The organism is Photobacterium sp. GSS17 (assembly GCF_028621875.1).
GTDB classification, from domain to species: domain Bacteria; phylum Pseudomonadota; class Gammaproteobacteria; order Enterobacterales; family Vibrionaceae; genus Photobacterium; species Photobacterium ganghwense.
This window is the reverse complement of record NZ_CP117517.1, coordinates 2,019,173-2,042,786: the sequence shown is the minus strand read 5'-3', so window position 1 is coordinate 2,042,786 and position 23,614 is coordinate 2,019,173. Positions and strand designations below refer to the sequence as shown.

Annotated in this window: 21 protein-coding genes; 12 read left to right on the top strand and 9 right to left on the bottom strand. The window is 49.3% G+C overall.

Annotated elements, in window-relative coordinates; genetic code table 11:
- Window positions 1-149: 149 nt before the first annotated feature.
- From hutH to hutC, 6 genes are all read right to left on the bottom strand, one after another.
- Window positions 150-1,682 carry a histidine ammonia-lyase gene (gene hutH, locus PGW97_RS09190; protein ID WP_047885320.1) on the bottom strand — a complete coding sequence of 511 codons (1,533 nt, stop codon included), beginning with the start codon at window positions 1,680-1,682 and terminating at the stop codon, window positions 150-152.
- 25 nt (window positions 1,683-1,707) lie between these two features.
- The gene (gene hutU / locus PGW97_RS09185; protein WP_047885321.1) at window positions 1,708-3,408 is read right to left on the bottom strand and encodes a urocanate hydratase; all 1,701 of its coding nucleotides are present in this window, start codon (window positions 3,406-3,408) and stop codon (window positions 1,708-1,710) included.
- Between the two features lie 83 nt (window positions 3,409-3,491).
- Window positions 3,492-4,505, bottom strand: coding sequence for a formimidoylglutamase (gene hutG, locus PGW97_RS09180; RefSeq protein ID WP_217391445.1), 1,014 nt, complete (start codon window positions 4,503-4,505; stop codon window positions 3,492-3,494).
- Window positions 4,495-5,733 carry an imidazolonepropionase gene (hutI, locus tag PGW97_RS09175; RefSeq protein WP_273857145.1) on the bottom strand — a complete coding sequence of 413 codons (1,239 nt, stop codon included), beginning with the start codon at window positions 5,731-5,733 and terminating at the stop codon, window positions 4,495-4,497. Before hutI ends, hutG begins: the two co-directional genes overlap by 11 nt.
- A 303-nt stretch (window positions 5,734-6,036) precedes the next feature.
- A complete protein-coding gene (locus PGW97_RS09170) occupies window positions 6,037-6,423 on the bottom strand; it encodes a hypothetical protein (RefSeq protein WP_047885324.1) in 387 nt (128 codons plus the stop codon).
- Between the two features lie 333 nt (window positions 6,424-6,756).
- Window positions 6,757-7,464: a histidine utilization repressor gene (gene hutC / locus PGW97_RS09165; protein ID WP_217391441.1), complete on the bottom strand. Its 708-nt coding sequence runs from the start codon at window positions 7,462-7,464 to the stop codon at window positions 6,757-6,759.
- A gap of 364 nt (window positions 7,465-7,828) precedes the next feature.
- On the opposite strand from hutC, the gene thrS reads away from it, so the two are divergent.
- From thrS to rplT, 4 genes are all read left to right on the top strand, one after another.
- Window positions 7,829-9,760, top strand: a complete 1,932-nt coding sequence (thrS, locus tag PGW97_RS09160; RefSeq protein ID WP_047885326.1) for a threonine--tRNA ligase — start codon at window positions 7,829-7,831, stop codon at window positions 9,758-9,760.
- 3 nt (window positions 9,761-9,763) lie between these two features.
- Window positions 9,764-10,315 carry a translation initiation factor IF-3 gene (gene infC, locus PGW97_RS09155; protein WP_084712557.1) on the top strand — a complete coding sequence of 184 codons (552 nt, stop codon included), beginning with the start codon at window positions 9,764-9,766 and terminating at the stop codon, window positions 10,313-10,315.
- 96 nt (window positions 10,316-10,411) lie between these two features.
- The gene (rpmI, locus tag PGW97_RS09150; protein WP_047885328.1) at window positions 10,412-10,606 is read left to right on the top strand and encodes a 50S ribosomal protein L35; all 195 of its coding nucleotides are present in this window, start codon (window positions 10,412-10,414) and stop codon (window positions 10,604-10,606) included.
- 39 nt (window positions 10,607-10,645) lie between these two features.
- Window positions 10,646-10,999, top strand: coding sequence for a 50S ribosomal protein L20 (gene rplT, locus PGW97_RS09145; RefSeq protein WP_007469869.1), 354 nt, complete (start codon window positions 10,646-10,648; stop codon window positions 10,997-10,999).
- 306 nt (window positions 11,000-11,305) lie between these two features.
- On the opposite strand, the gene PGW97_RS09140 is transcribed toward rplT, so the two are convergent.
- Together PGW97_RS09140 and PGW97_RS09135 are read right to left on the bottom strand one after the other, a co-directional pair.
- Window positions 11,306-11,749 carry a hypothetical protein gene (locus PGW97_RS09140; RefSeq protein WP_273857144.1) on the bottom strand — a complete coding sequence of 148 codons (444 nt, stop codon included), beginning with the start codon at window positions 11,747-11,749 and terminating at the stop codon, window positions 11,306-11,308.
- Window positions 11,750-11,760: 11 nt separating this feature from the next.
- Window positions 11,761-12,027 (bottom strand): YiaA/YiaB family inner membrane protein, encoded by a 267-nt coding sequence (locus PGW97_RS09135; protein ID WP_047885330.1) that lies wholly within the window; start codon window positions 12,025-12,027, stop codon window positions 11,761-11,763.
- Between the two features lie 361 nt (window positions 12,028-12,388).
- On the opposite strand from PGW97_RS09135, the gene pcp reads away from it, so the two are divergent.
- The 8 genes from pcp (at window position 12,389) to PGW97_RS09095 (ending at window position 22,596) form a co-directional block, all read left to right on the top strand.
- A complete protein-coding gene (gene pcp / locus PGW97_RS09130; protein WP_217391438.1) occupies window positions 12,389-13,090 on the top strand; it encodes a pyroglutamyl-peptidase I in 702 nt (233 codons plus the stop codon).
- Between the two features lie 196 nt (window positions 13,091-13,286).
- Window positions 13,287-14,270, top strand: coding sequence for a phenylalanine--tRNA ligase subunit alpha (gene pheS, locus PGW97_RS09125; RefSeq protein ID WP_047885332.1), 984 nt, complete (start codon window positions 13,287-13,289; stop codon window positions 14,268-14,270).
- Between the two features lie 18 nt (window positions 14,271-14,288).
- A complete protein-coding gene (pheT, locus tag PGW97_RS09120; RefSeq protein WP_273857143.1) occupies window positions 14,289-16,676 on the top strand; it encodes a phenylalanine--tRNA ligase subunit beta in 2,388 nt (795 codons plus the stop codon).
- Between the two features lie 482 nt (window positions 16,677-17,158).
- Window positions 17,159-17,455, top strand: coding sequence for an integration host factor subunit alpha (ihfA, locus tag PGW97_RS09115; RefSeq protein WP_047885334.1), 297 nt, complete (start codon window positions 17,159-17,161; stop codon window positions 17,453-17,455).
- Between the two features lie 290 nt (window positions 17,456-17,745).
- Window positions 17,746-18,789 (top strand): succinylglutamate desuccinylase, encoded by a 1,044-nt coding sequence (gene astE / locus PGW97_RS09110; RefSeq protein ID WP_053061821.1) that lies wholly within the window; start codon window positions 17,746-17,748, stop codon window positions 18,787-18,789.
- A gap of 143 nt (window positions 18,790-18,932) precedes the next feature.
- Window positions 18,933-19,925, top strand: coding sequence for a vitamin B12 ABC transporter permease BtuC (btuC, locus tag PGW97_RS09105; RefSeq protein ID WP_273857142.1), 993 nt, complete (start codon window positions 18,933-18,935; stop codon window positions 19,923-19,925).
- Between the two features lie 13 nt (window positions 19,926-19,938).
- Window positions 19,939-20,727, top strand: a complete 789-nt coding sequence (gene btuD, locus PGW97_RS09100; protein WP_254462862.1) for a vitamin B12 ABC transporter ATP-binding protein BtuD — start codon at window positions 19,939-19,941, stop codon at window positions 20,725-20,727.
- A 39-nt stretch (window positions 20,728-20,766) separates the two neighbouring features.
- Window positions 20,767-22,596 carry a M3 family oligoendopeptidase gene (locus tag PGW97_RS09095; protein WP_273857141.1) on the top strand — a complete coding sequence of 610 codons (1,830 nt, stop codon included), beginning with the start codon at window positions 20,767-20,769 and terminating at the stop codon, window positions 22,594-22,596.
- Window positions 22,597-22,744: 148 nt separating this feature from the next.
- Here the strand turns inward: PGW97_RS09095 and PGW97_RS09090 are convergent, their stop codons facing one another.
- Window positions 22,745-23,380: an outer membrane beta-barrel protein gene (locus PGW97_RS09090; RefSeq protein WP_273857140.1), complete on the bottom strand. Its 636-nt coding sequence runs from the start codon at window positions 23,378-23,380 to the stop codon at window positions 22,745-22,747.
- Window positions 23,381-23,614: the final 234 nt, after the last annotated feature.

The following is a 23,614-nucleotide window of genomic DNA, read 5'->3' as shown; positions in this document are numbered from 1 at the left end:
AGCCGTGCAAGAAGTGGGTATCTATCAAGGTTTTACATCTGGCACTGACAAAAAAGTGAAACAGAGAGACATTTGGAGTGTGACTAACAGAAAAAAAGCCGGAGAAAACTCCGGCTTTACAGGAAGAAATGAAAGAATCTACGAAGAGATTACAGGCTCGGCAACAGCTCTTCTGGCATCAGGTTGTTGTACTGAGCTTCAGCCAGCAACTGGTTGGCTTTCTCGATATCCGGTGCAAAGTAGCGGTCTTTATCGTAAAAGCTCACGCGTGCACGCAACATCGCTTTAGCTTGTTCCAGACGCTCAGAGCTGCGGTTCGGATGACGGAAATCCAGACCCTGTGCCGCGGCCAGCAGTTCAACAGCCAGAATACCACGGGTGTTGTCGCCCATGTCTTTCAGACGACGACCAGCGAAAGTGGCCATTGAAACGTGGTCCTCCTGGTTGGCTGAGGTTGGAAGGCTGTCAACCGACGCAGGGTGGGCCAGGGTTTTGTTCTCACTTGCCAGTGCCGCAGAGGTGACCTGAGCAATCATGAAACCGGAGTTAACACCGCCGTTGTCTACCAGGAACGGTGGCAGTTTACTCAGGCTGCTGTCGATCAGCAGGGCCATACGACGCTCTGACAGGCTGCCGATTTCTGCAATCGCCAGAGCCAGGTTATCGGCTGCCATCGCAACAGGTTCCGCGTGGAAGTTACCACCGGAGATGATGTCACCGTCTTCAGCGAAAACCAGCGGGTTATCAGACACTGAGTTAGCTTCCACTTCCAGCACATCTGCAGCGTGACGAATTTGCTGCAGACAAGCGCCCATCACCTGTGGCTGGCAACGCAGTGAGTATGGGTCTTGCACTTTTTCACACTGCTGGTGAGAAAGGCCAATTTCACTGTCCATATCCAGCAGGTGGCGGTAGGCTGATGCCGCATCAATCTGGCCACGATGGCCGCGGACACGGTGAATACGTGGATCGAACGGGCGGCGACTGCCCAGCGCTGCATCAACGGACATGGCGCCACAGACAGTACCGGCTGCGTACAGATCTTCTGCCGCAAACAGTCCTTCCAGGGCAAATGCGGTAGAAGCCTGCGTCCCGTTCAGCAGAGCCAGGCCTTCTTTTGGCGCCAGTGTGATCGGCTCCAGACCGGCAATTTTCAGTGCTGCTGCACCGCTGATGATCTCGCCGTTATGGCGTGCCTGGCCTTCGCCAAGCAGCACGGTGCTCATGTGAGCCAGTGGTGCCAGGTCACCAGATGCACCTACTGAGCCTTTCTTCGGAATGCACGGGTAGATTTCTGCGTTCACCAGTGTGATCAGTGCGTCGACAACAAGCGGGCGGATACCGGAATAGCCACGAGCCAGGCTGTTGATTTTCAGTGCCATCATCAGACGTACTGTGCAGTCGTCCATGAACTCACCGATACCGGCAGCGTGAGACAGTACGATACTGCGCTGCAGGGTTTCCAGATCTTCCACCGCGATACGGGTGTTGGCCAGCAGGCCAAACCCGGTATTGATACCGTAAACGACTTTGTCTTCTTTAATAATGTTATCGACAACCTGAGTACTGGTCAGCATGTCGTCATAAGCGTAATTAGCCAGTGACAGTGTCACGCGTTGACGGCTGATTTTACGAAGCTCTTTTAGGGACAACTTGCCTGGTTGAATTTCTAGCTGGTACATACTACGTCCTTATGGTTATCGAAGATTATTTCTGAGTAGATGGAATCATTGGCAGATCCAGGTTCTGCTCTTCGGCGCATTTAATAGCGATGTCGTAACCGGCATCGGCATGGCGCATTACGCCTGTGCCCGGGTCATTGCGCAGAACACGACCTACACGCTCTGCGGCATCATCGCTACCGTCACACACGATAACCATACCAGAGTGTTGCGAGAAGCCCATACCTACGCCGCCGCCGTGGTGCAGAGATACCCAGGTTGCACCTGATGCGGTGTTCAGCATGGCGTTTAGCAGTGGCCAGTCGGAAACGGTATCCGAGCCGTCCATCATACCTTCAGTTTCACGGTTCGGGCTGGATACAGAACCTGAATCCAGGTGGTCACGACCGATGACGATTGGCGCTTTCAGCTCACCGTTTTTGACCATTTCGTTGAACGCTTTACCCAGACGGGCACGGTCTTTCAGACCTACCCAGCAGATACGCGCTGGCAGACCCTGGAACTGGATGCGCTCGCGAGCCATGTCCAGCCAGTTGTGCAGGTGCGGGTTGTCAGGGATCAGCTCTTTCACTTTCTGGTCTGTTTTGTAGATGTCTTCCGGATCACCAGACAGGGCTGCCCAACGGAACGGCCCAACGCCTTCACAGAAGAGCGGGCGGATGTAAGCAGGGACAAAGCCCGGGAAATCGAATGCGTTTTCAACGCCTTCTTCCAGTGCCATCTGACGGATGTTGTTACCATAGTCAACTGTTGCTGAGCCGGCTTTTTGCAGATCAAGCATCGCCTGAACCTGAACCGCCATCGACTCTTTTGCGGCTTTCATGACCGCGGCTTCGTCCTGAGTACGCATTTCAGCCGCGTATTCCATAGACCAGCCCTGAGGCAGGTAACCGTTTAGCGGGTCGTGTGCGGAAGTTTGGTCAGTGGTACAGTCAGGTACGATACCGCGGCGCACGACTTCCGGGAACACATCAGCAGCGTTACCCAGCAGGCCGACAGACACAGGTTTACCGGTTTGTTTCGCTTCTTCGACAATCGCCAGAGCTTCGTCCAGAGTTGTTGCTTTACAGTCAACGTAACCAGTACGCAGACGGTAATCGATACGGCTTTCATCACACTCGACAGCAATCATTGAGAAACCCGCCATGGTTGCAGCCAGCGGCTGAGCGCCACCCATGCCACCCAGACCACCGGTCAGGATCCAGCGACCAGATGCATCGCCGTTGAAGTGTTTATTCGCCATTGCCACGAAGGTTTCGTAGGTGCCCTGAACAATGCCCTGAGAGCCGATGTAGATCCAGCTGCCTGCTGTCATCTGGCCGTACATCATCAGGCCTTTCTTATCCAGCTCGTTAAAGTGTTCCCAGTTCGCCCAGTGAGGAACGATATTGGAGTTGGCAATCAGGACACGTGGTGCATTGCTGTGTGTTTTGAATACACCAACCGGCTTACCTGATTGCACCAGCAGTGTTTCATCGTCTTCCAGACGCTTCAGCACTTCGACAATCTTGTCGTAACATTCCCAGTTACGCGCTGCACGGCCGATACCCCCGTAAACCACCAGTGAATGCGGGTGTTCTGCCACATCCGGATGCAGGTTGTTCATTAGCATACGCAGCGGGGCTTCAGTCAGCCAGGATTTCGCATTCAGTGTTGTACCCGTTGGGGCCTTGATAGTACGGCTCTCATCCAGACGCGAATGTGTGTGGGATGTCGATTGTGTCATGTGGCTCTCCTTGCAAAGCTGCCCGTTATGTAATGGTATGAGTGGGCAGCGTTCTGTCGTTGAATTGATTAACTCAAAAGTCCTTATCGCAGGTTGCGGGCGACGGTCCATGCCAGTCGGGCGGCAAGCCTAGCGGTTTGGTTGTCGATGTCGAAACGCGGGTTATATTCCGCCATGTCGAACACCAGAATTTTGCTGTTACCCTGTGGCGTTTTCGCCGCCAGAATGGTTTTCAGTAGTGGCTCAATAATGTCGAATGACACGCCGCGAGCGGCAGGAGCACTGACTCCCGGTGCTGTCGCCGCCGGAAACACGTCGAGATCGATCGTGAGATACAGATAGTCGCATTGGTCGATAAACTGACCGAGAGACTCCTGAATATCCGGCAGATTGGCCTGCGTCATGTCTTCATCGTCGCGGTACAGCACGCCCAGGGCGTCTGCTTTTTCATACAACGCCTGCGTGTTGCTGGTCCGGCTCAGACCCAGACAGGCGTAACGGAACGGCCAGTTGTTCATTTCGCAGAAGCGGGCAATCTGGTGGAACGGTGTGCCTGAGCTGCCTTTCTGAGATTGCGTGCCCGCTGGCGGGTTACGCAGGTCAAAGTGTGCATCAAAATTGATGATGCCAATGCGCGGGGCCTTTCTTGGTTTACCATTATCTGAACCGTCAACCGCATGTTGTTTTTGCAGCAGGTAGTTGCCGATCCCTTGGAACGAGCCCCATGCCACTTCATGACCACCGCCGAACACCATCACTTTATGGCGCTGGCGCAGGGCATGGCAGACATCTTCACCAAGACGATGCTGGGCCAGTTCAAGGTTGCCGTCATTACAGCTGATATCGCCGCCGTCGTAGACTGGCTCCTGGTGGTGCCAGGCAAGGTTAGCGAGGACTTTGCGAATGGCGACTGGGGCGTCATAGGCGCCTGTGCGGCCTTTATTGCGTGATACGCCTTCATCGCAGGCGAAGCCCAAAATCATGATGCCTTGTTCATTAGCCTGATCAGCCGGCTGCACTTTCTGGTGCCAGCGCAAGCCTTTTGCGCCATCTTCAGGATCAGTCCGGCCTTGCCAGACATGCATATCAACGGCCATGGTGTGCTCCAGTTACTGCTGGTTGGAAAAAGAGGTGCCCGTCTACCACCCGGAATTTCAGATCCGGAACGCCAATTCGATATGACAGTTCGGCAGGGTGGCTGACAGACCAGACGGCAAGGTCAGCATCCATTCCTACTTTGATCTGGCCGCGGCTATCACTGACGCCCAATGCCTGTGCAGCATGCTGTGTGACACCGCGCAGGGCCTCTTCCGGCGTTAGTCGGAACAGCGTACAAGCCATGTTCATCATGGCGCGCAGTGAGGCCAGTGGCGACGTTCCGGGATTAAAGTCGGTGGAAATGGCCATTGGTACCTGATGGCGACGCAGTGCTTCAATTGGCGGCTGCTGAGTTTCGCGCAGGAAGTAAAACGCCCCAGGGAGCAGCGTGGCGACGGTGCCGTGCTGAGCCAGTGCCTCAACGCCTTGCTCGTCCAGGTATTCGATATGGTCTACAGACAGCGCGCCCATTCTGGCCGCCATCGCACTACCGCCAAGGTTGGACAGTTGCTCCGTGTGACCTTTAATGGCCAGACCATGTTGCTTAGCCGCTTCGAAAACGCGCTGACACTGGGCAGTCGAGAAGCCGATACCTTCACAGAACACGTCAACGGCGTCTGCCAATTGCTCTTTGGCCGCGACAGGAATGATTTCCTGACAGATAAGGTCGATATAACCATCGGCATTATCTTTAAACTCCGGTGGCGGAGCATGTGCGGCAAGCAAAGTTGTGGACACTTTGATGTCAGCCTGCTGGCCTATTCGGCGCGCCACGCGCAGCATTTTCAGTTCACTGTCCAGTGTCAGGCCATAACCGGATTTAATTTCTACCGATGTGACACCATCATTTTTCAGACCTTGCAGACGTTCGCAAGCCAGTTCATATAGCTCTTCTTCTGAGGCATTGCGGGTTGCATTGACGGTGGCAAGTATGCCGCCACCGGCCTTGGCAATGGTTTCATACGGCACGCCATTCAGGCGTTGCTCAAACTCATTTGCGCGGTTACCGGCAAACACCAGATGGGTATGACAGTCAATCAGCCCCGGGGTAACCAGTGCGCCATGGCAATCAATCACTTCCGGATGGCCGTGGCAGTCATAGTGATCCGCATGACCGGCAAAGGCGATTTTGCCTTGCTCGATTCCAATCATAGCGTTGTCAATGATCTGGTAGCCCGTGTCCGGCATCATGGTGACCATCTTCAGGTTTGTCAGCACTCTGTCCATTTACATGCTCTGGTAAGGTGGTTGTTTATGTATATACAAATTATTAGTCAACAATAGGGTCAAAGACAAGAGATTGTGTAAATGAAATGTGATCAAAATGGCAATAAATCGATACTAACGCAATTTTGATAGTGCTTTATGACCAGGATGAAAGCCCGCCAAACGTGGCTGTCATCGAGTTTGGGAGGAAATGTCGTCAAGGAAGATAGTCAAATGGGGAGCTGTAGTTTGCAGGGTGGCGGTTGAAAGGGAGGAAGGCATGTGAATGGGGGTCTTTGGCTTGCCTTTATCCCCTAACTCTAATTACTCAACAGTTTCAAAGTAGAACTTGTAGTCACGTACACCGTCTATCTGAACGCCTTTTTCTCTTAACTCAAGGTACTGCTGAATCTTAATCGTTCTGAAATCCATAGCCTTCAGCGCAAGGATTATCCGTAGTTCATCCATTGACCGTGACTTAGCAGCAGAGTTGCAGGTACTACAGATAACATGAGCCTTTGCTTTAAAACCAATCTTATCAAGCCAGTTAAGCTCTTTCGGTTCTTTATGCATACCACAGAAGTAACAGCGGTTGTCTTGCTTCAATGCGGCCTGTTCCCTTGAAGCTTTAGGGCTAAGTGATTTTTTGGGTGGGGTAGTGTTGCTCTTCTTACTACCACTGAACATCGAGAACTGAACGACATTAGACATTTGGATAACTCTTACTTATAAAATACTCATCAAAGTGTATTCATTTAATTGACTGCGTATAACGACACGTCATTATTACATGTATTTGTATCCTATTTCTTGTGCAATCAACTAATCAAAGTACCATTAACGTAAAATGGTACTCATTGCAGAGTATAAATGTCCGAACGAATGTGATCGGCTCGAGCAAGACCCGATATTCATTTAGGCGAGCTGTGCACTTTTGCCATGAATCGAAGTTTTGTTAATACGCAAAGTCACTGACTCCGTTCTGTCCGATTCTTTGCATCAGTCACCGCACAAAAAGGCATCGCAATGTTTGAATCGCAGTACTTAAACCACCTTGGTTCTGGAGCTGAGCTTGTACTTATTCCCCGGATGATAGAGCAGGGCAGTACTGATCAGGTTCTTATTACTCCAGGTACGGCGGTTCAGTAACAGGCAAGGGGATTGCGGGCTGATGTGCAGTAAATCCGCGATACGCTTGTTGGGCAGCAAGGCCTCAACGGTATGCTCGATGTCACTCAGCGGACAGGCTTGTACCAGATACTCGTTCGGCGTTTGAGTGGAGAAGTCCTGTGCGATGTAGTCCGGCGCATAGTCAGGATTTACCCAACGTTCCTCAAGCTGAATAGGGACGTCATTTTCATAATGAACAATTTGGGTAAAGTACACCTCGGTACCATGCCTGACTCCGAGCCTGAGAGCGACCTCATCGGTGGCTTTAATCGTTGATTGCAGAATCACATCACTGGAGTAAGCATGGCCTCGATTCTTCACTTCTTCAGCAATATTACGAATTTCCATTAGCGGCGATTCTGCTTTTTTATGGCAGACGAAGGTGCCCAGGCGAGGAGTACGCTCAAGTAAGCCCTCGTTCACCAAATCGCGAATCGCTTTATTGGCGGTCATCCGACTGACGGAGAATTGCTCCGACAACATGATTTCGGTCGGCAGCTTATATCCCGGCGGCCATTGCCGAGAATGGATCTTATCTAATAGGTATTGCTTGATTTGAAGGTAACGCGGTGACTGAGCCATAACTGTAACTTTCCAATTGCCTATACAAATGAAAGCAAGTTTCTTTCGCTATAGCAAGTAAAAATGCCTCGAAGTGGGGCGTTTGTCATGGCTATGTAACTGAAAAGTGACTTGATTTGTTGAGAAATAATAACATTACGTCTTTCGTGGGTATAAGGGTGAAATTATGTCTAATTATTTCCGCTCTGGCTTTGCATTCTGTGACAGGCGTTTGTTATAGTGGCGCTCTGCCTTTGCATTGGGATATTGCTCAGTATTGCGGTATCGGTGTAATTGGCCTTCACTCATTAAGCTTATCAAAGCTTTACGTTTAAATTGAACATGTCTTGCTTGGTGTGCAAGACCACTGTTAAAGGATAAATACATGCCTGTAATTACTCTTCCTGACGGCAGTCAGCGTCATTTCGACAACCCAGTTTCAACTATGGAAGTCGCAGCATCAATCGGTCCTGGCCTTGCTAAAGCAACCATCGCCGGTCGTGTAAATGGTCAGCGCGTTGATGCGTGTGATCTGATCGAAGAAGATGCGAGCCTTGAAATCATCACCGTTAAAGATGAAGTCGACGGTCTTGAGATCGTTCGTCACTCTTGTGCGCACCTTCTTGGCCACGCATTGAAACAGCTGTACCCGCAAGCCAAAATGGCTATCGGTCCGACCATCGACAACGGTTTCTACTACGACATTGATCTGGACGAGTCGCTGACGCAAGAAGATCTGGAAAAGATCGAAGCGCGTATGCAGGAGCTGGCGAAGACAAAGTACGAAGTTGTTAAGAAAAAAGTCAGCTGGCAGGAAGCACGTGATACGTTTGAATCACGTGGCGAACCATACAAGATGGAAATCCTGGATGAAAACGTATCTCGCGATGATCGTCCTGGCCTGTACCATCACGAAGAATACGTCGATATGTGTCGTGGTCCACACGTTCCACATATGGGCTTCTGTCAGCACTTTACTCTGCTGAACGTAGCCGGTGCTTACTGGCGTGGTAACAGCGACAACAAGATGTTGCAGCGTATCTACGGTACGGCTTTCCACGATAAGAAAGCCCTGAAGGCGCACCTGACTCGTCTTGAAGAAGCCGCTAAGCGTGACCACCGTAAACTGGGTAAACAGCTTGACCTGTTCCACATGCAGCAGGAAGCTCCGGGTATGGTGTTCTGGCACCACAACGGTTGGTCTATCTTCCGTGATCTGGAAGTTTTCGTTCGTGACAAACTGAACGAATACGGTTACCAGGAAGTGAAAGGTCCGCTGATGATGGACCGCGTTCTGTGGGAACGTTCAGGTCACTGGGACAAATATGCAGATGCGATGTTCACCACGTCTTCTGAGAACCGTGAATACGCGATCAAGCCAATGAACTGTCCGGGTCACGTTCAGATCTTCAACCAGGGTCTGAAGTCTTACCGCGATCTGCCGCTGCGTATGGCGGAATTCGGCTCTTGTCACCGTAACGAACCATCAGGCGCACTACACGGCATTATGCGTGTACGTGGCTTTACTCAGGATGACGCACACATCTTCTGTACTGAAGCTCAGGTACAGCAGGAAGTGACATCTTGTATTAAGATGGTTTACGACACATATCAGACTTTTGGTTTCGACAACATCGTTGTGAAACTGTCTACTCGCCCAGAGAAGCGTGTAGGTTCTGACGAAATGTGGGATAAAGCTGAGTCGGATCTGAAACTTGCGCTAGAATCTATGGAGATTCCTTACGAGATTCAAGAAGGTGAAGGTGCGTTCTATGGTCCTAAGATTGAATTTACTTTGCATGATTGCCTAGATCGAGCTTGGCAGTGCGGTACAGTTCAGTTAGACTTCGCACTTCCTGAGCGTCTTGGCGCAACTTACGTAGGTGAAGATAACGAGCGTCACACGCCGGTTATGATTCACCGTGCGATTCTTGGTTCTCTTGAGCGTTTCATCGGTATCCTTATCGAAGAGTATGCAGGTTTCTTCCCGACCTGGTTGGCTCCTCAGCAGGCCGTTGTGATGAATATCACGGACAGTCAGGCTGAATATGTACAACAAGTGGTCGAAAAACTGCAAAAAAGTGGAATTCGAGTCAACGCAGACTTGAGAAATGAGAAAATTGGCTTTAAAATCCGCGAACATACTTTGAAGCGAGTACCTTACATGATTGTCTGCGGTGACAAAGAAGTCGAAGCAGGCGAAGTAGCGGTACGTACTCGCAAGGGTAAAGATTTGGGTAAATTTAAGATTGACGATCTTGTTGCTTACCTGCAGCAAGAGATTAGCAGTCGCAAGCTCAACGTTTTGGAGGACTAAGGTATTAAAGGCGGAAGAAGAACACAAGCACCAGTAAAGCAAAACCCACACCGTATCAACGGCGAAATCCGTGGCGTACGTGAAGTTCGTCTTACTGGTCTCGATGGCGAATCAATTGGTGTTGTTTCCATCGAAGAAGCAATTACTACTGCTCATGAAGCAGGTGTGGATCTGGTTGAAATCAGCCCTAATGCCGAGCCACCTGTCTGTCGTGTGATGGACTATGGCAAGTACCTGTTCGAAAAGAGCAAGGCTGCTAAAGAGCAAAAGAAAAAGCAAAAACAAATCCAGGTTAAGGAAGTTAAATTCCGTCCTGGTACAGACGAAGGCGATTATCAGGTAAAACTGCGCAACCTGACTCGCTTTTTGGAAGAGGGCAACAAGGGTAAGGTCACACTGCGTTTCCGCGGTCGTGAAATGGCCCACCAGAGTCTTGGTATCGAGCTTCTTAACCGAATTAAGGATGACCTTGGCGACCTAGCGGTTGTTGAGAGCTTCCCGAATAAGGTTGAAGGTCGTCAAATGACGATGATGCTTGCCCCTAAGAAGAAGTAATTACGGCATTCAAGTAGCAAAGGCGCTGCTTAACCGCAGCGCTTTTTGTTCGCCTGATTACTATGTTATTAACAATCAACAATGCGGAGTCTCATCATGCCTAAGATGAAATCCAACAAAGGTGCTGCTAAGCGTTTCAAGAAAACTGCTGGTGGTTTTAAGTACAAGCACGCGACTAAACGTCACATCCTGACTAAACGTACTACTAAGAACAAGCGTCAGCTTCGTCCAAACGCTATCCTTCCTGCATGTGAAGTGGCAGCAGTTGCACGTATGCTTCCGTTCGCTTAATCGTTTTTAGTTATAAATTTATTTAGTTAGGAGTCTCCTATGCCTCGCGTAAAACGTGGTGTACAAGCACGTGCACGTCACAAAAAAGTTCTTAAACAAGCTAAAGGTTACTACGGTGCACGTTCACGTGTTTACCGCGTAGCTTTCCAAGCAGTTACTAAAGCTGGTCAGTACGCTTACCGTGACCGTCGCAACAAGAAACGTACTTTCCGTCAACTGTGGATCGCACGTATCAACGCTGCAGCTCGTCAGAACGGTATGTCTTACAGCCGCTTCATCAATGGTCTTAAGAAAGCATCTATCGAGATCGATCGTAAGATCCTTGCTGACATCGCTGTATTCGACAAAGCGACTTTCACTGTTCTAGTTGAAAAAGCGAAAGCTGCACTGTAATTTCAGTCAGTTTTGATGAGGAAAGGAGAGCTTCGGCTCTCCTTTTTTCTTTTGTGCTTTGTACTACTGGCAGAGCAGCATTAAGCATTCAGTTATCTCTGCTGTGTTTTCCCTGAGCAGTTCCGCTCCCCCTGAGTTTCATCTCTTCTTTTTACCCGATGTTTTTACGCGTCGGTCTAAACTTCTACGCATCGCTCTGATAAGCCGGTAAAGCAGGCCGCTTGTATCCGTACCGTTTTGCTGCGGACTGTATTCAGTCATTCATCACGCACTCCCTTTACTGATAAAAAAACTGACAGATAGAACTTACATAAAACGCGCTAGCAGCGCCGCATTCTGTAATAGGCAGCATTCAAGCTTAGTTTCCAGAACCAGTGTCAGAGATCTCTGAGCCGTTGGGATGGTACGACGTTGCTGCAGGCAACCTAATTTAATGAGATCGTGCGTTGTCTTTAATCGTGTTTCTGTCTTGGTTATCTGTTTTAGCAACGCTTTTTCTCTGCTTATTAGCCGAGCAAGGCGATGTTTAGCCGTCATTGTTTGTTCAACCATCTTGATGAAGCTGGTTGAACTTATATTTGTCTGGGGATCTGGATCCAAGGCAGATTGAATAGCGGACTCGCGGCTAAAAATGTCTTGGGTCACTTGGGCTTGTTTGCCTTCAAGCTGTTGCTTTTGGCGGTTGAGTTGGCGCAGCAGCAGCCGAAGCTGCCGCTGTTGTTTAATAAGGGAATATAAATGCGTGTTCATCACAAACAAAGTTATAGTCGGCTTTCATCCAAATCGTTTAACAGTTGCGCGGTTTTGGCTTCTTCAAGTTTGTTCATTAATCGTTTTGACTCAACCTGATCACGTACCGCTTTACTCAGCGTAATGGTCGCACTGACCAGGAAAAGGCTGCAGATACTGTAGTAACCTTTAATCAGCAGGTCGCCGGGTAATTTGATGATGCTGATGACCATCGCCACAACGGCAATCAGAAATGTCGCTTTGGCATAAATTAACCAGTATTTTTCTTGTGTATTCATTGTATTGCTCCTTATGCATTAACTTTTAGGGTCTGGTGAGTGATACCAAGACTTACAGCCTCATAGTCATTCGGTTATCACATTGAAACAAAACGAATAGTTAAGAAGTAGGAATACATAATCCATCAATCGAACAGTGTTTTTAATTTAGTGGTATATTTCGGTTAATGCAACATTGTTTTTAATAAAATGTTTAAACAGAACGATTGGATTGAGATCATGCGATGAGACTCACGGTTTTATGTCATTGGATTTTCGACAAACTTTGCGTCTGATTATGATGCCTGCATGATCGAATCAGGTTTAAAAGGATGTGAGGGTGGCAAGCGAACGATTATCCACAGTGACAGAGGCAGACAACATGACGAAGAGAAAGGTGCTGGTGACAGGTTTTGAACCTTTTGGCGGAGAAGCACTTAATCCATCAGCATTGATTCTTGAGCAGTTAGCCCAACCGGAAGCGCAGTCCAGGCTGCATCAGGCTGGCGTGGTTCTTGTTACCCAAAAGCTGCCTGTGGTACGTCGCAGTGCAATTGAGCAATGTATTGTTGCTATAGAAAAGTATCAGCCGGATATGGTGATCATGCTGGGGCAGGCCGGTGGGCGTCCAGCCATTAGCTTCGAAAAAGTGGCTATTAATCTTGATGATTTTCGTATTGAAGACAATGCCGGTAACCAGCCAGTTGATGAACCTGTGGTGACAGATGGACCGGCCGCCTATTTTACAACTATGCCCGTTAAAGCCATGGTGCAGGCGGTGAATGGGGTAGGTGTCCCGGCTGAGATTTCTTACAGCGCCGGCACTTTTGTATGTAACCACCTGTTTTATGGTGTCATGCACTACCTGGCTCAATTCAACCGTAACCTATCGCGTTCAGAACAGAGCGATCTGCACATTCGGGCCGACTTTGTACATGTCCCTTTTTTGCCGGAGCAGACCATGGGTGATGGTCACAAACCTTCACTGACGCTGACGCAGATGACGGAGGGAATCTGCGCCGCAATTGTCTGTGCTGCGGTGACAGGTGACGACATCCGGTCACAAGGGGGAAATCTTCATTAATGCCGGTGAAATGAGCCTTTAATAGGACACCCAATAACAATCGCGGGATCAATGGGCTAAAGACGATTTTTTTTCGCCCAATCCCACGCTTTTAGTGCGATTGGATTTGGATTTAGACGCATGTTTCTTTAGTATGTATCGTTACGCGAATTTATATCTCCCTAAAGGACGCCACCTGTAGGTGGATGAGGAAACGATGCAACATCTAGACGAGATTATTGCCAACGCAACGGCAGCTATTGAGCAGGCTGAATCATTAGTCGCTCTGGACGAAGTCCGCGTCCAATATCTGGGCAAGAAGGGCGAACTGACTCTTCAACTTCAGAGCCTGGGCAAACTTCCACCGGAAGAGCGTCGCTCAGCAGGTCAGGAAATCAACAAAGCGAAAGGTGCTGTACAGCAAGCCATCGCAGCGCGTAAAGACGCACTGCAAAGTGCCGAGCTGGAAGCGAAACTGGCCGCAGAAATGGTTGATGTGACTCTGCCTGGTCGCCGCATCGAAAACGGTGGTCTGCACCCGGTTACCCGTACGGTTGAACGTATCGAGCAATTCTTTGGTGAACTTGGCTTCAATGTGGAGTCTGGCCCTGAAATTGAAGATGCTTTCCACAACTTTGATGCGCTGAATATTGCCGCAGATCACCCTGCACGTACGGATCACGATACCTTCTTCTTTAACCCAGATCTGATGCTTCGTACTCACACTTCAGGGGTTCAGATTCGTACGATGGAAAATGGTAAGCCACCATTTCGTTTCATCGCACCGGGCCGTGTATACCGTAACGACTACGACCAGACTCATACCCCAATGTTCCATCAGGTAGAAGGTATGCTGGTTGACGAGAATGTAAATTTCGCACAGCTGAAAGGCATTCTGCACGACTTCCTGTGTAACTTCTTCGAGGAAGAAGTGGAAGTCCGTTTCCGTCCGTCATACTTCCCGTTCACAGAGCCTTCTGCAGAAGTAGACGTGAAAGGTAAAAATGGTAAGTGGCTTGAGGTTCTGGGCTGCGGTATGGTTCATCCGAACGTACTGCGCAGCGTAGGCATTGATCCTGAGAAATACTCTGGTTTTGCATTCGGTATGGGTGTAGAGCGTCTGACCATGCTTCGTTATGGTGTAAACGATCTGCGCGCGTTCTTCGAGAACGACCTTCGTTTCCTGAAACAGTTCAAGTAATCCAGAGGTTTAGACACAATGAAATTCAGCGAATCATGGCTTCGTGAGTGGGTAAATCCTGCGATTACTACTGACGAACTGACTCACCAAATTACTATGGCTGGCCTTGAGGTAGACGACGTGCTGCCTGTTGCCGGCTCTTTCACTGGCGTAAAAGTGGGTCACGTTGTTGAATGTGGCCAGCACCCGGATGCTGACAAACTGCGTGTAACGAAAGTTGACGTGGGCGAAGAAGAGCTTCTGGACATCGTTTGTGGTGCGGCAAACTGTCGTCAGGGCCTGAAAGTGGCTGTAGCGACTGTTGGCGCAGTACTGCCGGGTGATTTCAAAATCAAAAAAGCGAAGCTGCGTGGCCAGCCTTCTCACGGCATGCTGTGTTCATTCACTGAACTGGGTATTGACGTTGAGTCTGATGGCATCATGGAGCTGGCAGAAGACGCAGTAATCGGTACTGACTTCCGTGCGTTCCTGGGTCTGGATGACGTAACTGTTGACGTTGACCTGACGGCTAACCGCGCTGACTGTTTCAGCATTCGTGGCATGGCGCGTGAAGTGGGCGTACTGAACCGTGCAGACGTGACTGAGCCTCAAGCTGATGCAGTTGCGCCTTCTATCGATGACACCGTCTCGATTGACGTGAAAGCGCCAGCAGCGTGTCCTCGTTACCTGGGCCGTATCATCAAGAACGTAAATGTTCAGGCGGAAACACCACTATGGATGCAAGAAAAACTGCGTCGTTGTGGTATTCGCTCAATTGACCCTGTTGTAGACATCACTAACTACGTGCTTCTGGAGCAAGGTCAACCAATGCACGCATTTGATCTGGCGAAGATCGAAGGTGGCATCGTCGTTCGTATGGCTGAGCAAGGCGAGAAGCTGACTCTGCTGGACGGTACAGAAGCAGAATTGAACGCCGATACACTGGTTGTCGCAGACCACAACAAAGCACTGGCAATCGCCGGTATTTTTGGTGGCGAAGCGTCTGGTGTTACTGGCGAAACAAAAGATGTGCTGCTTGAGTGTGCATTCTTTGCACCTGACCATATCCGTGGTCGTGCGCGTAGCTACGGTCTGCACACTGATTCTTCTATGCGTTTTGAGCGTGGTGTGGACTACGCACTGCAGCACAGCGCGATGGAGCGAGCCACTCAGCTGTTGGTTGAGATTTGTGGCGGCGAAGTGGCCCCTGTGGTCGCGGTTGAATCTGACGCAGACCTGCCAAAGGCAAATACTGTATCACTGCGTCGTGCAAAACTGGACAGCCTGCTGGGTCACCACATTGCTGATGCAGATGTGGTTGAAATCCTTGAGCGTCTGGGTATGGCTGTTGCGGCAACCGAGGAAGGTTGGTCTGCGATTGCGCCAACCTGGCGTTTTGACATTGCGATTGAGCAGGATCTGATTGAAGAAGTTGGCCGTATCTACGGTTACAACAATATTCCGAATCAGTCTCCGGCTGCTGCACTGAAGATGCACGATCACCAGGAAGCCAATCTGCCTCTGAAACGTGTTCGTCATCTGCTGGTTGATCGTGGTTATCACGAAGCGATCACTTACAGTTTTGTCGAGCCTGAGCAGCAAAAGCTGATCGTACCGGATGTTGAGCCGCTGGTACTGCCAAACCCGATTTCGGCAGAAATGTCAGCAATGCGTCTTGGTCTGCTTCAAGGGCTGCTGAATACCGTAGTTCACAACCAGAAACGTCAACAGCCGCGTGTTCGCCTGTTCGAATACGGTCTGCGTTTCATTCCTTGTGAGTCTGCTGAAAATGGCATGCGTCAGGAGCCGATGCTGGCAGGTGTTATCGCAGGTACTCGCAGTGAAGAACACTGGGATATCGCGACGAACACCGTTGATTTCTTCGATCTGAAGGGCGACCTGGAAGCCATTCTGGAACTAACTTCTAACGAGAAAGCATACAGCTTCAAGGCGGCTAAACATCCTGCACTGCACCCAGGTCAGTCTGCTGCCATCATCGTTGACGGTAAAGAAGTGGGTGTGATCGGTACTGTTCACCCTGAACTGGAGCGCAAGTTTGGTCTGAATGGCCGTACGATCGTGTTCGAAATCGAATGGTCAGCCATCGACTCTCGTGTGATTCCGGAAGCTGTAGCTTTGTCTAAGTTCCCATCTAACCGTCGTGATATCGCGGTTGTTGTAAATGAAGACATTGCAGCTGGTGACATTCTTGAGGCATGCAATGCTAACGGTGGTGAGCTGCTGAAAGACGTTAACCTGTTTGACGTTTATCGCGGTAAGGGCATTGATGAAGGTCAGAAGAGCCTGGCAATTGCTCTGACACTGCAGTCAGCAGAACGTACCCTGGAAGAAGCCGATATTGCCGCAGCGGTTGAGAAGACTGTTGCAGCACTGTCTGAGCAATTTGGTGCCAGCCTGCGCGATTAATGCAAATTCAGCATCGCGAAGGGGTGTTCATCGATCGATTAACAACCAGCCTTCATGATGTTTTAAGTAATTGTTTTATCAAGAGCAGTCCTTCGGGGCTGCTTTTTTTTGATCTAACTCTAATTTATCTAACCTTCTGATAGTTAGCGGTTATTTCTATATGTCCATAAATTGATAGTTGGATATTTTGTAAATTATTAACTTTGCAGCAAATGTTATTGCTATCCATTCATCTAAAGCACAACCTGATGCATGTTTTTGACGGTTTGGCACATGCAAAAATCAATAATTTGACAGCAAGTTCACTTAAAAAAGTTGGCGGAAATCAGGAAGTTGGCATAAACTTGTCTCTAGCTAGGATATCCAGTGTCGAAAACGTCCTCCAGTTTTCTGACGCACAGGGTCTTACTGGACTAATACGCTGCAGGTATAGCCCTTGTTATAGCTGCGATCCATTCAACATAGTCTTGAGGGAATTATCTATGGCGCTCACAAAAGCCGATTTGGCTGAGAACCTGTTTGAGAATGTTGGATTAAGCAAACGGGACGCCAAGGATACGGTGGAAGTCTTCTTCGAAGAGATCAGAAAGGCGCTTGAGTGTGGCGAACAAGTTAAATTATCAGGTTTTGGTAACTTTGACCTTCGTGACAAAAATGAGCGTCCTGGAAGGAATCCAAAAACGGGTGAAGATATTCCGATTTCTGCCCGCCGGGTTGTGACTTTCCGACCAGGTCAAAAACTGAAAGCTCGCGTAGAAAATATCGAAATCAAAGAGTAAAACGCGGGACCGGATGATAAGAACCCAGGTAAGGTGTGTAGAACTTACCTGGGTTTTTCTTTGCCTGTTATTTGCTTCACTTGTTCGTTCCACATTTCCACTTCAGGTTAGCGAAAAATTCTTAGCCTCCCTCCAATTACAGCGCTTTTTCTGATTAAATTTACTTAAAACGCATCAGATGTGTGATGTTGATGTTAAATATATGTTTTTCTGCGGTTTGATTTACAAGGGGAGAGCGCTAAAATGTCGGCATCCCGATTGAGAGATACTGATTAACAGGGAGAAGTTCAATGGGAATGTTAAAGCTGGTGAAAAGCGGAGACTTTCTGGCAGCAAGCCTGAATATGGAGCTGTCAGTAAAAACAGGAAAGTGGCATACCGCCAGCGGTGTAAAATGTGAGCTTCTTGGGCGAGGGATTTTGCAAATCACCCCGCCGGACCTCGCTGAAGATACAAAAGATATCGTGCTGTCTTCAGGGGTTCACGGTGATGAAACCAGCCCGATTGAATTGGTTCAGCAACTGGCACGCCGAATTCTGGTTGATGGTCTGGTACCTGCCCACCGTTTATTGCTGATTATTGGCCATCCTGAGGCGATTAATCTGCACAAGCGGTTTGTGGTCGAAAACATGAACCGACTGTTCAATACCGAAAATCCAACAGAAAATCCTGACTGCCTGCGTGCAAACGAATTGCAGCAAGCGGTTATTAATTTCTATTCTCACCCTGATCGCCAACAGGCTTCACGTTGGCATCTTGATCTGCATTGTGCGATTCGCGATTCAGAGCACTATACTTTTGCCGTTAGTCCATTTACGGAAAATCCTACCCGCAGCAAAGCCCTGTTTTCATTTATGCAGCGTGCTGAGTTAGAAGCGGTACTGCTGTCAAGCAGCTCGTCTTCGACGTTTAGCTGGTTCAGCGCGGAGAAATTTTCTGCTCAAGCACTGACGGTAGAATTGGGGAAAGTGGCGAAGTTTGGTGAAAATGACCTGGAGCGTCTGGCCGCTTTTGATCAGGCAATGCTGGAGCTGGTGACCGTACCGCAAGTTGAATACCACTGGCAGGGTGATCTGCTAAGTATTTATAAGGTCACTCGGACCCTGGTTAAACAGACCGATGAGTTTAAGCTGAACTTCCCGAATGATCAGGCTAACTTCACCTTTTTCGATCAAGGTAAGCTGCTTGGCAGTGACGAAGGGGTTGAATACTTCGCGTTAGAAGGCGGAGAAGCCGTTGTATTTCCGAATGCCAATGTTGCCCTGGGTCAGCGAGCTTGTCTGCTGGTGCGTAAAACAGAGGTGAATCTGGGTGAGCAAATCACCGTGAAGTAAGTCGGATTGATTAAATCGGAGTCACTTTTGTCTGAATAATCATTGGGCTAGTGAGGGTTGCTTTCCATTTCCTGACTGAGCGAGTATGGTACTACCAAACTGGCTGGTCAGTTTGGTTTAAACCTCATTATTGTGTACTCCTGATGCTACTGAATGAACTAAGAGTTCGCCACGAGTCCAGATGGCGACTGGCAATCTTGATAGCAGGCGTCTTGCTACTGACGGCCTGCTTTTTTTCCCTTGCGGTCGGTGAAATTTTTATCTGGCCGTGGTCACCTGACGGTCTGCTGGAACAGCAGTTACTGACACAATTACGTTTTCCCCGTTTGTTGGCGGCATTGGCGATTGGCGCCTCTCTGGCGGCCTCTGGAGCTGTGTTGCAGGTATTGCTGGGGAATCCGCTGGCAGAACCCGGCGTATTAGGCATTTCCGGTGGTGCCAGCCTGGCTTTGGTTGTCGTACTATTTGCTCTGCCATTCGCACCGACGCCATTGATCATGATGGCAGCGGCAATGGTTGGTGCGTTCTGTTTTACGCTTATTCTGGTCGGGTTGTCTCAGCGACGCAAAGTGTCGACGGCACGGCTATTACTGATCGGTGTTGCACTTGGGATTTTATCCGGTGCTATGGTGACCTGGGCTTTCTACTTCAGTGATGATCTGAATTTACGCATGCTGATGTACTGGCTGATGGGAAGTGTCGCCGGTGTGAGCTGGCCGCAACTGGTGCTGCTGGTTGCGATGATGCCTGTTCTTGTCTGGCTCTGCTTGCAGGGCAAAAAGCTGGATTTACTGATGCTGGGCGAAAACCAGGCCAGACAACTGGGGCTGGATGTCGCGGCATTTCGCTGGCGTCTGATTCTGATTGTATCCCTGTTAGTCGGTGCTTCCGTTGCCCTTGGGGGCATTATTGGGTTTATCGGGTTAGTGGTGCCGCATCTGCTCCGGCTCGCACTGGGAGCGGAAAATCGCTTTCTGTTGCCGCTCTCGGCTTTGTTTGGCGCTTTGTTACTGGCACTGGCAGATACTTTGGCCAGAGTGCTGCTTCCGGCAGCCGAGTTGCCAGTGGGGGTGGTGATTACAACGCTCGGTGCGCCATTGTTTATCTGGATGTTGCTCCGATCTCAGCTAGATTGATGGAATAGGCTTGATGACGTTATCTCAAACACATGCATCTGTGGTGATTCAGGCGCACAATCTGGCTATGCCACATCGTTTACTTCCGGTTTCTTTTGACGTGAAAGCCGGGGAAATTGTGCATTTAATTGGGCCGAACGGCAGCGGTAAAAGTACCGCCATTGCCATGTTATCGGGGCTGGTTGATTACCAGGGAGAGATTCAGTTCTCCGGGAAAGCACTAGTGCAGTTTGATTTGGCCACACTGGCCCGGTACAGGAGCTATCTTTCTCAACAGGACCGGCCCGCTTTTGCTGTGGCGGTGTATCACTATCTGTCACTTTCTCTCTCGGCGATTGGGCAGGTTGATGAAGAGCATGCGCAAGCGGCTGTTAACGAAATTTGTACCGCGCTGAAAATCAGAGACAAACTGAACCGAAGTATTCAGCAGCTTTCAGGCGGCGAGTGGCAACGGGTAAGGCTGGCGGCGGCATGTCTTCAGGTTTGGCCGGATCTCAATCCGGATGCTCGGCTTCTGTTGCTGGATGAGCCGGCGGCAGCGCTGGACATCGGCCAGGAAGCGGTGATGTACAAATTGATCCGTAAAGTGGCCAACATGGGCATAGCTGTGGTGATGGCCAATCATGATTTAAATCGTACCCTGCGCGAAGCTGACAAAGTGTTGCTACTGAACAACGGTTCCTGTGTGGCCAAGGGGCAGCCCAAAGAGGTTATGACGGTTGAGATGCTGGAGCAGGTGTTTGCGACCCGTATTCAGCGTATAGAGCATGATGGGCGCGCCTGTCTGCTGTTTAATGATTAATAGGGTTCCGGGTGTTACCCGGATCGTCAAGGAGGAAAAATGACAATACCGAGCTGGGATCTTTCTATTGCTTATCGTGATCTGGATGATCCGAAGATCCAACAGGATCTGGCCTTCGCGGAAGAAAAATTGCCTGAACTGGTAAAATTTGAAACCGGGACGCCGGAAGGGCTGGCTGGTGCCCTAAAACTGCTGGCCAGTGTCAAGCTGCGAATTCATACCTTGTCTACATATGTGAACTGCCTGCTCTCTGTGGATGCATCTGATGTTGCTGCTAAGAAAGTGATGGGTAAGGTCAACAAGCTGCTGTCACAACTAGAGCAGGCCATCACACCGTATAACCAGGCAATCGTTAATCTTGAAGACAGTGACTTCAACCTGCTGATGACAACCTATGGCATCGAGGAATGGCGTTTCAGACTGGAATGTGCCCGTATGCTGAAAAATCGTCAGCTGTCCATCGCAGAAGAGCAGTTGATGACAGCTCTGGATCAGGACGGACGTGAAGCGTGGGGAAGGTTGTATGACAACATCACCGGCAGTTTGTCGGTTACCCTGACTTTGCCTCATGGCAAAAAAGAAACCATGGGGCTGTCACAGGCGGCCAGCCTTTTGTATGGCGGAGACAGCCTGCGTCGTGAACCAGCCTGGCGCGCGATTTCAGAAGCGATGACGGTTCATCAGGAAAGTTTTGCGGCGATTCTGAATGCCCTGGCCGGTGCGCGTCTGACCGAGTATGACAAACGCAGTCATACCGAGCAGGTACATTTTCTTGATCCAAGCTTGCATCTTAGCTGCATCCAGAAACAGACACTGGATTCTATGATGAATGTAGCAAAAGACAGCCGCCCAATCGGGCAGAAAGCCGGTTTGCTGATGGCGCGTCTGTTTGGGACTGAGAAACTGAAGCCCTGGGATGAGCTTGCCTCTATGCCGGCATTGCTGTCGGCAGAGTCGTCGACAGAAACTACGGCCTCGAATGACGGTCAGACATACAGTTTTGAGCAAGGTATCGACATTATTCGTGAAGCCTTTGCTGGAGTGAATCCGGAAATGGGCGAGTTTGTCGATATGATGGTCGAAAACAAGCTGATTGATGCCGCACCTCAGCCAAACAAGCGCTTGGGGGCATACTGTACCAAACTTGCCGATACCCGTACGCCGCTGGTGTTTATGACCTGGGGTGGAAGTATGTCCGATGTGCTGACACTGGCACATGAACTTGGCCATGCTTTCCATAACTGGGTGATGCGTGATATGCCGTTGCAAAAAACGCAATATCCAATGACGCTGGCTGAAACCGCATCGATCTTTGCTGAAAACGTGGTTCGCGATGCATTAATGGAGAAAGCCCAGAGCGATCAGGACAAGCTGTTGATGCTATGGGAAGAAGCCCAGTCGGCACTGGCCCTGCTTATTAATATCCCGGTGCGTTACGAATTCGAAAAAGCGTTTTATGATCAGCGTTCGGCAGGGGAGTTCACTCCGGATCAGCTCAAGGCGTTAATGTCTGAGACCTGGCGTGACTGGTATGGCGATGCAATGGACGAAACCAGTGAGATGTTCTGGGCCAGCAAACTCCATTTCAGTATCGCTGACATCAGTTTCTACAATTACCCATACCTGTTCGGCTATTTGTTCAGTAAAGGTGTTTATGCGCAACGTGCTGCGAAAGGTGAACATTTCTATGAAGACTACAAAGCCTTACTGCGTGATACCGGCTCTATGATGGCTGAAGAGGTAGTTGAAAAACACTTGGGCATGGACATTCGCCAGCCAGAATTCTGGCAGCAGAGTGTGGATATGGTGGCGAAACAGATCGACGAGTTCGAAAGGTTACTGGCAGCTTATCAGACAGAGAGTAAATAACAGTCAGCTTTTTAGCGTTCTTCATTCTCTATTTTCGCTTCTGATGTTTTGTGTAAACTCAGACTAGCAGAAAGAAAAACAGCCCGGGAGTTACCCGGGCTGTTGCTAAGTACATGTTGTTGCTTTTTTGATTGTCTTACCGACGTGATCAGAAGCTGTAGCGTGCACCCAGTTGGAAGTTCGTTTCTTTCAACACGTTAAAGTCGCGGTGAGCCAGGTTGGCTTCCAGGCTCATGTGCTCAGATACTTTGAAGTTGTTACCCAGACGCAGTTCAGTCATTGATTCATCATAGTTGGCAAAGCGTACTGCAGGCTCTACTGTCCAGTTATTCATTACCTGGTAACGTGCACCCACTTCACCTGTAAAGCCGCTGTCATCGTTGCTGACATTAACTGAGTGGCCAAAATAGTTCACGTCGTAATCAACAGTGATTGTTGACAGACCAGCCAGACCGTACACAGTCAGATCATTGTTAATCGGGAAGTAGTAACCTAGACCCAGCAGGCCCTGAGAAACGGTCAGGTCATCTTTTACCAGAGCTTCACCACGCGTTTCAACAAACACATTACCCGTAAAGTTCCAGCTACCACGTAGATAAAGACCTGTCATGCTGTCTGTAGAATCGTTGAAATTTACAGAAGTATGGATATCTTCGTTTAACTCACTGTGAGACAGACCACCAGAAATGTAGTTGAAGTTCTGGGTCAGGTTACCATTGTCAGCCTGAGCGGCAAAAGTGGTTGTCAGAAGTGCAGCAAGCGGAAGAAGCATAACCTTTTTCATTTTTTTACCTTATTTTTCTATATTCATTCAATAGTGAACGGTGTTTAATTGATGTTTGCATTTCACCGTTGATGTTGTTGGCAGGATAGTAATCATAAATAAAATAGTGTGCAATAAAATTTTGACCATTGTTTTATTAAGTGGCTAATTTTTGCTCTTATGTATGATTTATGTGGCATATCGAGGTGGTTTCGGAGATAGGAAGTAAATCTCAGACTGCTAATTTTGAAGCGC